The sequence below is a fragment of the Parashewanella curva genome (genome assembly GCF_003675895.1).
Classification (GTDB): domain Bacteria; phylum Pseudomonadota; class Gammaproteobacteria; order Enterobacterales; family Shewanellaceae; genus Parashewanella; species Parashewanella curva.
Genome location: NZ_ML014805.1, coordinates 17,524 through 28,442 on the forward strand (window position 1 = coordinate 17,524; position 10,919 = coordinate 28,442).

A 10,919-nucleotide genomic window follows, 5' to 3' on the forward strand; every position below is an offset into this window, starting at 1 on the left:
TTGTTAGCAAATCTGAGCTCTGTATAAAGAAATCAGCACTGTTTTGTTTTTGCAAATCAAATATAAATTCAATCTACAGTGCGGCTAATTTTGTGTAGTTCAAGGCAGAACAGTTCGTAATAGCCAGCCTATTTCGGGCTATTCTAACGCAGAAATCCGCATAAGTAGCTGTGCTGTAGAGGTTTGCTTATGCAGAGCTCAGGTTTGCAAGCATTATTGCTTGAGCTTTAATAAGTTATCCATGCCATAGCTTTTATAAATAGTCTGCATGCAATCTTCTGTCACCTCATTAATTGACTGTATCGTCGACTGTGAGCTTTCGCCATCGACGACGGTGCGAAAGGGTCTATCTATAGGGTTGGTTTGCAGTAAGTCTAAAATGGCATCAGCCACCATTTGAGGGTCGGGATCATTGCCATCAGCGCGGCTTTTTTCAAAGCCAGCGACCATCAACTCAGGCGCATTAGCCTTCTTCGCATAAGTCGAAGTAACCTCACTGTCATTCGCTTTAAGTGAATTAGCCAAAAAGCCAGTCCCATAACCACCGGGTTCTACCACCAGCGTTTGAATACCATATTGAGACAACTCTACTCGATAGGTTTCTGATAAGCCTTCAATCGCGTGTTTGCTGGCGTTATACGCTCCCATAAAAGGCAGCACGAACTGACCTAAGGTACTGGATATTTGGATCAGTGTTCCACTCTGACGCAACTTCATATATGGCAGCACCGCTCGGATCATTCTCTGCACCCCGAACACATTAATATCAAATACTGATTTGAAGTCATCAATCGTAAAACTCTCTTGCCAACCCAACGCCCCTCTGCCTGCATTGTTGATCAAGACATCTATCTCTCCAACGTCTTCAATTGCTTGAGCCACTCCTTTGATCACACTTCTATCATTAGTCACATCAATGGCAACCACTCGTGCCCCTTTCAATTCAAGTTCATCGGCTATCGCTAAATCTTTTCCATAAGGATCACGCATTGAGGCAACCACAGTAAATCCACTATCCAGTAAGGTATTTACAATTAAGTAACCAAACCCTTTCGCAGAGCCTGTTACTAATACTGATGTTCCCATACTAGGACCTAATACAATTCAAAACGTCAGAATAAAACTATATTGAGCTAACTCCATGAATTTCAGCTGAATCAGCCTTAAATCAAATAGGGCAAAAGGATGAATGAAAGAATTATCAAATTGATTTATCATCTTGATAATTAATTACTTATAACAAGGAAGATAAGTTGTTAAACCCAATAAAAAAGCAGCATATTCCATTTCTCTTTTTTGCTTTAATTTCACTATGGTGGGCGTATTACTATCAATCCAATACTTGGTTGAACGAGTATGGACAAGCTAAGTTTGAATGGCTGTATTTATTGGATGGCTTAATATCAATTCCGCTCATTTGCTTTTTATGTATCAAAGACAAAAAGCAAGCACTCATAAAATCGATCAGCTACTTGCTGTTGGTCATTCTTATTGGCCGTTTTATTATTCCAGAGCCTAACCAAGAAATATGGTCTTATTTAGCAGCATTACGTTATTTGATCATTCCGTTATTTTTAGCCTTTGAAATTTTTACCATTTTTACTGTTTATCTCGGTATTAAAGCGGCGCTTTCCGAAAATATGGATCCCGATAGCGCTATTACTGCACCGATTGAAAAGGCATTCAGCAAAGGTATTCTCACCCAACTATTTAGTTTTGAAGCCAGAATCTGGACCTTTGCTTTGTTTGCAAATAAGGTCAACCCTAAACATTTTAAAGGCTATACCCACTTTAGCTATCACAACAAAGACGGAACACAATCAAACGCTCTTGGCTTTATTTTGTTGTTTATATTTGAGATCCCGATAGTTCATTTATTACTGCATTTTATTTGGTCTGCTACGGCGGCGAATGTGGTGACGATATTAACCATACTAGGCATGGTCTTTTTTATCGCTGAGTACAGAGCGCTGTCACGCCGCCCAATATCAATCGACAGCCAACACCTTTATATTCGCTATGGTGTGTTTAACCCTATGGAGATAGAACTGAGTAATATTGAAAAAATTGAACATAACCAAGAAAGAATAAAGCGCGCTTCTCATATTAAACGATATAACTTAGCTGGAACACCTAATATTAAATTAGTGCTTAAGCAGCCTATTGGAAAAATTAATGAGATATATTTAGGGTTAGACAGGCCATTGACGTTCATAAACGCTATAAATCAAAAAGCCCAGCATTAGGCTGGGCTGATACAAACTTTAACTCTATAGCGATTAAGCAAACACTTCTTGCAGTGGTGGTACAACTTGCTTCTTACGGCTGAGCACACCCGGTAACCAAGAACGGCCGTTTTCAGAGGCAATTTTATACGCTTTTTTACTTAAATCTGCATCATCACTGACAACTAATAACTCTGAACCTTCTTTCATAATGTCAGTTAGTAATAGCATGACAGTATGACGGTTGCCTTCTTCTTTAAGTGCCGCAATATCCGCTTCTAAATCAGCTTTGATATCATCAAACACCGATAGATCAACCACTTCTAATTGACCAATACCGATTAAGTTATCGTTCATGTTGAAGTCTTTAAAATCACGCATCACAAGCTCGCGTGGTTTCGCGCCTTTCACATCAGACTTAACGTTAAACATTTCCATGCCAACCGCTTTAAAGTCTTCGATACCCGCAATTTCTGCTAATGCTTCAACGCAACGAATATCCGCCGTGGTGCAAGTTGGAGATTTGAAGATAACCGTGTCACTTAAAATCGCACACATCATGATGCCCGCAATGTCTTTTGGAATTTCAACATTGTAGAAATCGTACATCATTTTAATAACGGTGTTAGAACAACCGACAGGACGGATCCAACACTCAAGAGGTGTAGAAGTTGTTAAGTCACCCAGTTTATGGTGATCAACAATCCCAACAATAGTCGCTTCAGCAATATCGTCCGGAGCTTGAGTCACTTCTGAATGGTCGACAATATATACTTGCTCACCAGCGTAGCTTAGCTTTAGCTCTGGCGCTTCAAAATCGAACTTATCAAGAATGAATTGTGTTTCAGGCGAAGGCTCACCTAAACGGGTCGCGATTGCAGGCTCACCGATTTGATTTTTTAGGTAAGCTAGGGCGATGGCACCACAAATAGAATCAGAATCCGGGATCTTGTGTCCCACTACGTAAATTGACATTGCTCATAATCTCCAAGTTATTTGCGAAGATTTTATCAAAACTCTGCCAAATTCAAAAATATACGATAAAATTGATTTTTTGATTGCTCATATTGCCTTATGACCTCTGTTGTAGCCAAACACCCTTCTTACGTTGCTATTCCTCAAGATACCGCTAACGATCTAACAGTATTAGAGTTTCTGAGTGATAAATATCCGCAGATTGGCAAAGCCCAATGGCTAAAGCGAATGACTGAAGGCAAAGTGCATTGGCAAGACAAAACCTTAATCACTACTGACAACCTTTGTCGGCCAACAGCACGAGTGTATTATTATCGTGAAGTTGAGCAAGAAACCCCGATTCCATTTAAAGAACAGATAATCTTTGAAAATGACAATATTCTTGTCGTTAATAAGCCTCACTTTTTACCAGTTGCACCGGGAGGAAAATACATTAATGAATGTTTGGTTTCTCGGCTGAGAGCCAGCACGGGTATTGAGACGATAACACCCGCACACCGATTAGATAAAGATACCGCAGGCTTAATTCTGTTGACCAAAAGACCTGAAATTCGGGCGATATACCACAACCTATTTCGTGATGGTGCCATAAAAAAACGCTATCAAGCCTTCGCTAGAGTCCCCGCGGAAACTCAACAGCAATTTGATCTCCAAGGTAAACTGCATTGGACGGTTAAAAATCGACTCCAAAAATCAAATCCCTCATTTGTAATGGAAATCGTAGAAGGCGAACCCAATAGTCACTCTGAAATATCACTATTAGAAATAAACGAGGGCATTGGACGTTTTGAATTGGAACCAGTAACAGGTAAAACGCATCAACTTCGAATGCATATGATGAGCCTTGGCATGCCTATTTTGAATGATGCTTTTTATCCGAAATTGAAAGATAAGGAAAAACCTGATTTTCACAATCCATTAAAACTGATCGCTTACAAACTTAGTTTTATCGATCCACTAACGGATCAGGCTATATCATTTGATCGTACCTCTCTAGTTCCCTGAGTTACACTAAACTCACCTGCAAAGTTGATTCTGGTCTTAATTCCTTTAGTTTTTGGCTAGGCAATTGTTGACTGTAGCCTTCACATTCCCTTGGGGTCATTAATCGGTATAGCAATTTTTTTCTTTGCTCATCTTGCATGTACGGCAAAACAATCTTTTTTTCATCAGAGCTAAGACATTGAAACTGTACTTGGCACTCAGAAAGCGTGTCTTCGAGTTTTCCAATCGAAGCACAAAGCTCTATTCTCTTTCGAATCTTTGGGTTCAATCTATGTAAGGTAACCGACTTTAGAATACCCATTGCCTCATTGTGTGAAGAGAACACATTAATTTGCTCATGTAATTCTTCCGACATTTTTCTTGCCTCTGCGCCCATCACTTCGGCTCTTTCCTCACGAGATGAAACTTGCTCAGCCATTTCTTCGAGGGGTTCTGCAATTTCTTGTATGGCACTGATAAAGTCATCCACTTTTTCAGTGACATCTGTGGTCGAGGTTCGTGGTAACAAAGCACCTAAACTGCAAACCAGTCGAACGCCTCCAGATATGCCCTCAGCCCACCGTCTTGCTTTTTGTTTTTCTACATTCCAAGCACACATAATTTTATAAGCCATGTTTGCCAACATATCCCAACCAAACTCTTGGGAAGATTGCTGTTTTTTCACGTAATGAAGTTCAATACCAGCACCAATCGTATCGGCTACGCTGATGCAAAAACTGCTGAAGGCAAAAAACACCAATGGTGCACCTAAACCTAATGTTAAAACAGCAATGGAAACCGATACACCAAACCCGACAAACAAGGCAATAGAGGTGATGCATTTCGAAGCTAGATTACCTCTAGCATGTTTTAATTTTGAAGCCTTAAAATCTTCTACGGCTTTTTGTTTTTCTTCTTTAATACGTTGTGTTTTATTTTGTAACTCAACATTAATTGATTGCGCTCGCTCATAGGGAGTAAACATAAGAGAGTGAGCCTTCACTTCTTGTTCACTCACCTCTTCTGACTCAAAATTTATTGCCACACAATGAAGCTTATTTTTAAAACTGACCTGTTGAGTTGATAGTGTTGTAACTAACGTATTCCACGTTTGCAATTTTTTCCGTAAGTCTTGTTGAAGATTGGTTAATGTATCAAGTTGTCGATCTACTATCACTTGTTCTGCTTGAATAAGTCGTTTGTAATTTTGTTCAATAGCCTTTTGTTCCTCAATAATCGTATTTAAATTCCTTTCAGCAGCCAGTACAGCTAAATACACTCTAAATCTAACTTTCTGCTCAATTCTAAGGTGGGATACTGACTCATCGGTTTCGGGTAAAATTTGGCTTTGTTCAACGCCAAAAATAATCCCTTGTTCAACCACTTCATCTACCGCCTGTATAATACCTGCTGGACTACTTAAAAACTCTGGAGAGGCTTCTAAGAAACCGATCATTGCTATCCCAAGCCCCACTTTTATTGACACTGAGCCAATTTTGGCAGCTACTTTTGCTTTTCTAGGCTGGACACCCAATTTAGTCGCTATTGCATAGCAAGCATTACCAATAGCATCATCCCCCATCGGCAATCCTCTCAGCCCTTTTTGTTTATTCGAATAATCTTTCAAAGCGCAACAAACATCAGCTAATGTGATTAATGTTAAAAGCCCAAAAATAATCGTTACAGGTGCTCCTTGTCCTACCGTCGCTACCACAATACCGAGAGAAACCACAAAGCCAAACAAACTAATTCCTAATGTAGCCAACTTTATAAAAAACTTTTTTTTCGCTAAATTTATCTGTTCTTGATGCGCCCTTAAACGAGCGTTTTCAAACTCTTTTCTCGTTTTTTCAACCTCTTCGCTAATTGATGCAGAAATAGCCTCTCGAGTACTAACTCGAGCTCCAATTGGAGACAATTGATTCGGATTAAAGTCGGCGAACTCAATTATTGAAGGGTTGGCATCAGCTATGGGAGTGTTGGGTGGACTTTGAACTACGATTAGAGGAATAGTGGGTTTATCCTCCTCCGGCTCTTCCTCTAAATGAATATGTTGATCAATTCCCCTGGTCACTGAGGCAAGGTTTTCAATTTGTATAGCCATACGTCATAAACTCGAAGTACAGCTCTTCCCTGAGAGTGAATTATGGGATGCTTACTTAAACGTGTAATGCCTAAATGCTTACAATTTCAAAGAAAAACTCTATTTATTAATTTCTTCTAATAACTTACGAGCGTGCTGCCCGACTTCGTAATGCTCTGGCTTAGTAAAACTTTGAGAGATGGCCGTTTGCAAGGCATCAATCGCCGAAGCTTCATCACCCAAGCTTAAAAAGCATTGAGCAATACGGAAGGTCGCACCGGGATCACAGGCGTCCATTAATAACGCATACCCATAAAAATTCATTGCATGTTTAAACTCACCTAACCAATGAAAAGTTGAGCCTAACGCCATATGAAATCTCCGATCATAAGGTTGATGCATGACTAGGTAACTAAAATCAGCAAGGGCTTCTTCTAGCTTTTCAGCATGATATTTTTCTAAACCTTTGGCATACACATCTTCGAGTTCTTGAGGCGTTATGCCCTTAGCTTCAGCCAACGTCTTATGCTCTACTAACGCTTGATGGCACGCTTCTTCCAGTTGTTTGATATCGACTTCCCAATCAGGATCACGCTGCTTCATTCAAAACTCCTAATGATGTGGATTGATCATCAGTATAGACTGTATTGCACTAATGCCATTTCAATGCGATAGTTTACGAAAATTTCTCATGGAATCGGAGAATTAAGCCATGAATGGGTTTAAGCCATTATCTGCGCTGCCCCAGCAATTATCTTTCCTAAAAACTTTTACGAGTTTTTTAGTTCACTTGTTTAATCGCTTTAAACAAGATCACGTTAACATTGTGGCAGGCCATTTAACCTATGTGACTTTACTGTCTTTGGTGCCCATAGTCGCAGTAATGATGTCAATGCTTTCTATTTTCCCAGTCTTTCAGGGTGTAAGAGAACTCATAGAAGAATTCATATACCACAATTTTTTACCATCAGCGAACGACGTGATTCAGTCCAATATTAATAAATTTGTCAGTAATGCGTCTAAAGGAACCACCATAGGTATCATGGTTCTAGTCGTGGTTGCCTTAATGTTGATATCAACGGTCGACCGCACATTGAATAGGATTTGGCGAATTAAGAAAAAGCGACGCTGGGCAATTTCTTTTTCAATGTATTGGATGGTATTAACGTTAGGCCCTATCTTTGTTGGAGCCAGTTTAGCGGCAACGTCTTACTTAATCTCATTAAAGTTTTTTAATGATCCTCAAGTAGCCCCTTTCTTTGTCTCCAACTTACCTATGCTGTTTTCATTTGCTGCATTTTTTATGTTGTATCTAACAGTGCCTAATACACACGTTCACTGGAAACATGGGCTTATTGGTGCGGCATGTTCATCATTCTTATTTGAAGCAGGCAAAAAACTATTTGCATTTTATCTCACTCATTTTCCAAGCTATGAAGCCATATACGGCACCCTTGCCACCATTCCTATCCTATTCGTTTGGGTTTATATCTCATGGATGATCGTATTATTGGGCGCTTTAATTACAGCGTCACTCCCAGAATTTTTTAACCAATTACAAGAAAAACAAAATGAAAGCCATCATTCAACGAGTAAGCCATGCGAAGGTTAACGTAGACCAGCAGACCATAGGTCAAATTAAGCAAGGGTTAGTGTTGTTATTAGGCGTAGAAAAAGAAGACACGCCTTCATCTGCGGAAGCACTAGCCCAAAGGATCATCAACTATCGAGTTTTTTCTGATGATGCTGGAAAGATGAACCTTAACCTTGAACAAATAAAGGGTGAACTTTTAGTGATATCGCAATTCACCCTTGCAGCAGATACCAGCCGTGGACGTAGACCGAGTTTTTCGTCTGCGGCAACGCCAGATCAAGCTAGTACTTTATATGAACATTTCATCCGCTATTGCCAGCAACAGGGTATAATGACACAAAGTGGACGTTTTGGGGCAGATATGCAAGTCAGCTTAACCAATGACGGGCCGGTTACCTTTATCTTGGAATCAAAATAATCGCAAAGTAAAAAGGCCGAATATATACTTAAGCTAAGTTAATCAAGCATAGGCTCATATTTCTAAAACAGCAATAAAGCATACCTTAATCAAAAATGAACTATTCAATGATCAATGCTCAGGTTAGATTAAAGTAAGACCAAGCTTAAAAAGGAAGAATTAGATGAACAATAATCGTTTCTTCATTTTATCGATGCTTCTTGCAATGTCTTCCATGCAAGTAGAATCTCAACCACTTAAACCTTCAATCCCCATTAACATTTCAAGTAATTTTATAAACATTAAGACAGGCTACAAATACTGCATTAAGGCTGATCCACACAACCCAAGTTTAAAAGCTTGTATGCCGATTTATAATGCTAACCGCCACGCGTACCTTAATATTAAAGTTCAAGGCAATAATGAATTGATTGCAATAAGCCCTAAAAATGCTTATCCAATTTATAGCCAGAGTAAAATAGACAGTATTAATGTCGTTGTAACCAATGCTGAAGCTAATCAAGTAATATATTCAGGCCCTGTTCTAGATAAAGTAGGCATTACTTGTGACTACATCAGATGCTATCCATGGGAATAATCGTTAAATAAAGAGTCTAATACCATTCTGTATTAGAAGTTGGTCACTTTTGCCCAGCTCCTTAGACACATACTCATAACCCTATCTGTGCACTCAATAAATTGATTCCATGCTTTACAGCATTGCTCCACTATATCTTCATAGCTATCGAAACACCTATTGGCTAAACAGTGCTGTCTCAACCAACTCCATACTTGCTCTATAGGATTCAACTCTGGTGAATATGGTGGCAATTTCAACATCGATAAATTATCAAATTCTTCAGTTATGTCGGCTGTATGCCAGCCCGCACCATCCATTATCACAAGTGCGTACCGTTCTGGAGCAGTTGCTTGCGAGATTTGCTTCAGATGCTGACTCATTGCATCTTTATTTACGCATGGTGTGACAAGGGCTTCTGTGGCTCCTGTAGTAGGACAGACTGCACCGTAAATATAGGCGTACTCAAATTGCTGTTGCTGAACAGCCCGAGGCCGGCTTCCTGTCGGTACCCAAAGCCTTGTTGTCGTATTTTGTTGACCAAAACGACCCTCGTCTTGAAACCAAATATCAACCTTATGCAGAGGTATGTGAAAAGGGATCGTTGCGATCGCCTTATATGATATTTTTTTTAAACTCTTCTTGAGCTTCTACTGATTGCTTAGGGTGTCTAGAGCAACTAGTGATCCAGCTTAATCCTATGCTTTTCAAAAGCCTATAAATGTGGTCTAGGTGATACTCAATGCCAAACTCTAACAGGATATAAGCTTGAATATCTTTGCCAGTCAGCCTACCGCCAAGTTCGGAACGGCTTTGAGTTTCAATGTATTCATATAAACGTTGTTTTTGCGTGCTGCTTATCTTGCTAGCATTTTGCTTGGACATGTTGTTTCTAAGAGCTTCAACGCCTTCTAACAGGTATATTCTGACCCAAGCGTTAACGCTAGTTCTACTTAACTTCAACTGCCTAGCGACTAAAGCTCGATTGTGAGTTTCAAGAAAACGTGCCACAGCCAGTAAACGAACTCTCATACGTGCATCTTTTTCAGACTTAGATAAAGCGATAAGTTGTTCAGGAGAAAAATTACTTATAAAAAAGGGTGAAAGAAAGTGATACTTACATTAGATCATATTTAAATACAGAATGGTATAATTGGAGAGAGGTTCATTTGTGACTCAACAATCTGGCTTAGGCCGTTAATGGCGTTACGAAAATCGACGGGTTGACGGTAAAGGTAAATCTCAGAGGCACCACAAAACATCTTCATGAGTTTAGTTCCTTAATTAACGTTTATAACCACTTAGCACTGGTTGATTTGGGAATACTGAGCTGTGTTGCGCCGTGAACTAAGACGAGGCTTGCATCATGTTCATCATCTTTAGTCGCTGTGATAATGGAAATGGACTCAGCAGGGACTTTAGCTTTAATGTGATCCACTTCTTTACGTAAGCGCTTTATTTTAGCTTTGGCATTGTGGAACGATTGAATGGGGATCGATTTTTGATGACAGAATTGGCCTATGGTTAATCCTGAATCCTGTTGTTCTTCGAGAAGCTGTAGCCATTCTTCAGAGCTTCGGTGTTGATGTCGCATTAGCTGTAGCCGTTGATAAAAAAGACCACTATGCCAATTTTAATTGGTAATGACAGGTGCGGTTTGGCGGACGCTTACAAAGAACCTAACCAACTGAACTACCGCTCTAATGCTTTTCTTACAGGCACAAAAAAGCCCCATCATTTCTGACGAGGCTTTGTTGTGTTGGCGGAGCGGACGGGACTCGAACCCGCGACCCCCGGCGTGACAGGCCGGTATTCTAACCAACTGAACTACCGCTCCAAACTCTAATCTACTTTCGTAGATTTATCGGTTGTGGAAGGAAATTTTGAATTGAGAAGCACAGTGTACGCTAGTACATGAGCATCGCAAATATCAAAAGTTGCAATCACAACTAGATAAATTTGGCGTCTGGCAATGACCTACTCTCACATGGGGAAACCCCACACTACCATCGGCGAGGCTGCGTTTCACTTCTGAGTTCGGGATGGATTCAGGTGGGGCCACAGCTCTATTGTCACCAGACAAA

General features: G+C 40.0%; 12 protein-coding genes, 1 tRNA gene and 1 rRNA gene. 5 read left to right on the forward strand and 9 right to left on the reverse strand.

The window, feature by feature from the left end; all coding sequences use genetic code 11:
• Positions 1 to 213: 213 nt before the first annotated feature.
• The gene (locus tag D5018_RS15580; protein WP_121839927.1) at positions 214 to 1,086 is read right to left on the reverse strand and encodes an SDR family oxidoreductase; all 873 of its coding nucleotides are present in this window, start codon (positions 1,084 to 1,086) and stop codon (positions 214 to 216) included.
• Between the two features lie 167 nt (positions 1,087 to 1,253).
• Here D5018_RS15580 and D5018_RS15585 point away from each other — a divergent pair, with 167 nt between their 5' ends.
• On the forward strand, positions 1,254 to 2,246 hold the full coding sequence (locus tag D5018_RS15585; protein ID WP_121839928.1) for a hypothetical protein: 993 nt from the start codon (positions 1,254 to 1,256) through the stop codon (positions 2,244 to 2,246).
• A 33-nt stretch (positions 2,247 to 2,279) separates the two neighbouring features.
• On the opposite strand, the gene D5018_RS15590 is transcribed toward D5018_RS15585, so the two are convergent.
• On the reverse strand, positions 2,280 to 3,200 hold the full coding sequence (locus tag D5018_RS15590) for a manganese-dependent inorganic pyrophosphatase (protein ID WP_121839929.1): 921 nt from the start codon (positions 3,198 to 3,200) through the stop codon (positions 2,280 to 2,282).
• A gap of 99 nt (positions 3,201 to 3,299) precedes the next feature.
• Between D5018_RS15590 and D5018_RS15595 the strand changes: the two genes are divergently transcribed.
• The gene (locus D5018_RS15595; RefSeq protein ID WP_121839930.1) at positions 3,300 to 4,205 is read left to right on the forward strand and encodes a pseudouridine synthase; all 906 of its coding nucleotides are present in this window, start codon (positions 3,300 to 3,302) and stop codon (positions 4,203 to 4,205) included.
• A 1-nt stretch (position 4,206) separates the two neighbouring features.
• Here the strand turns inward: D5018_RS15595 and D5018_RS15600 are convergent, their stop codons facing one another.
• Both D5018_RS15600 and D5018_RS15605 read right to left on the reverse strand, forming a co-directional pair.
• Positions 4,207 to 6,288 (reverse strand): hypothetical protein, encoded by a 2,082-nt coding sequence (locus D5018_RS15600; RefSeq protein ID WP_121839931.1) that lies wholly within the window; start codon positions 6,286 to 6,288, stop codon positions 4,207 to 4,209.
• A 99-nt stretch (positions 6,289 to 6,387) separates the two neighbouring features.
• Positions 6,388 to 6,870, reverse strand: coding sequence for a SycD/LcrH family type III secretion system chaperone (locus D5018_RS15605; protein ID WP_121839932.1), 483 nt, complete (start codon positions 6,868 to 6,870; stop codon positions 6,388 to 6,390).
• A gap of 109 nt (positions 6,871 to 6,979) precedes the next feature.
• Between D5018_RS15605 and D5018_RS15610 the strand changes: the two genes are divergently transcribed.
• The 3 genes from D5018_RS15610 (at position 6,980) to D5018_RS15620 (ending at position 8,856) form a co-directional block, all read left to right on the forward strand.
• A complete protein-coding gene (locus tag D5018_RS15610) occupies positions 6,980 to 7,879 on the forward strand; it encodes a virulence factor BrkB family protein (protein ID WP_121839933.1) in 900 nt (299 codons plus the stop codon).
• Positions 7,839 to 8,279: a D-aminoacyl-tRNA deacylase gene (dtd, locus tag D5018_RS15615; RefSeq protein WP_121839934.1), complete on the forward strand. Its 441-nt coding sequence runs from the start codon at positions 7,839 to 7,841 to the stop codon at positions 8,277 to 8,279. Before D5018_RS15610 ends, dtd begins: the two co-directional genes overlap by 41 nt.
• Positions 8,280 to 8,442: 163 nt before the next feature.
• The gene (locus D5018_RS15620) at positions 8,443 to 8,856 is read left to right on the forward strand and encodes a hypothetical protein (protein WP_121839935.1); all 414 of its coding nucleotides are present in this window, start codon (positions 8,443 to 8,445) and stop codon (positions 8,854 to 8,856) included.
• Between the two features lie 32 nt (positions 8,857 to 8,888).
• Here D5018_RS15620 and D5018_RS15625 read toward each other — a convergent pair.
• The 5 genes from D5018_RS15625 to rrf form a co-directional block, all read right to left on the reverse strand.
• A protein-coding gene (locus tag D5018_RS15625) for an IS630 family transposase (protein WP_121839936.1) occupies positions 8,889 to 9,867 on the reverse strand; the annotation gives its coding sequence in 2 pieces (ribosomal slippage) (positions 8,889 to 9,467 and positions 9,469 to 9,867; 978 coding nt in all).
• 101 nt (positions 9,868 to 9,968) lie between these two features.
• A complete protein-coding gene (gene tnpB / locus D5018_RS15630; RefSeq protein ID WP_121839937.1) occupies positions 9,969 to 10,103 on the reverse strand; it encodes an IS66 family insertion sequence element accessory protein TnpB in 135 nt (44 codons plus the stop codon).
• A gap of 23 nt (positions 10,104 to 10,126) precedes the next feature.
• Positions 10,127 to 10,429: an IS66 family insertion sequence element accessory protein TnpA gene (gene tnpA / locus D5018_RS15635; protein WP_121839938.1), complete on the reverse strand. Its 303-nt coding sequence runs from the start codon at positions 10,427 to 10,429 to the stop codon at positions 10,127 to 10,129.
• A gap of 166 nt (positions 10,430 to 10,595) precedes the next feature.
• A tRNA-Asp gene (locus D5018_RS15640) sits at positions 10,596 to 10,672 on the reverse strand.
• Positions 10,673 to 10,799: 127 nt separating this feature from the next.
• Positions 10,800 to 10,915: ribosomal RNA gene (rrf, locus tag D5018_RS15645) — 5S ribosomal RNA — on the reverse strand.
• Positions 10,916 to 10,919: the final 4 nt, after the last annotated feature.

Excerpts from the sequence above, each read along its gene's own strand:
- D5018_RS15580 (WP_121839927.1), bottom strand. The coding sequence starts at position 1,086 with ATGGGAACATCAGTATTAGTAACAGGCTCTGCGAAAGGGTTTGGTTAC.
- D5018_RS15590 (WP_121839929.1), bottom strand. The coding sequence starts at position 3,200 with ATGTCAATTTACGTAGTGGGACACAAGATCCCGGATTCTGATTCTATT.
- D5018_RS15595 (WP_121839930.1), top strand. The coding sequence starts at position 3,300 with ATGACCTCTGTTGTAGCCAAACACCCTTCTTACGTTGCTATTCCTCAA.
- D5018_RS15600 (WP_121839931.1), bottom strand. The coding sequence starts at position 6,288 with ATGGCTATACAAATTGAAAACCTTGCCTCAGTGACCAGGGGAATTGAT.
- D5018_RS15605 (WP_121839932.1), bottom strand. The coding sequence starts at position 6,870 with ATGAAGCAGCGTGATCCTGATTGGGAAGTCGATATCAAACAACTGGAA.
- D5018_RS15610 (WP_121839933.1), top strand. The coding sequence starts at position 6,980 with ATGAATGGGTTTAAGCCATTATCTGCGCTGCCCCAGCAATTATCTTTC.
- dtd (WP_121839934.1), top strand. The coding sequence starts at position 7,839 with ATGAAAGCCATCATTCAACGAGTAAGCCATGCGAAGGTTAACGTAGAC.
- D5018_RS15620 (WP_121839935.1), top strand. The coding sequence starts at position 8,443 with ATGAACAATAATCGTTTCTTCATTTTATCGATGCTTCTTGCAATGTCT.
- tnpB (WP_121839937.1), bottom strand. The coding sequence starts at position 10,103 with ATGAAGATGTTTTGTGGTGCCTCTGAGATTTACCTTTACCGTCAACCC.
- tnpA (WP_121839938.1), bottom strand. The coding sequence starts at position 10,429 with ATGCGACATCAACACCGAAGCTCTGAAGAATGGCTACAGCTTCTCGAA.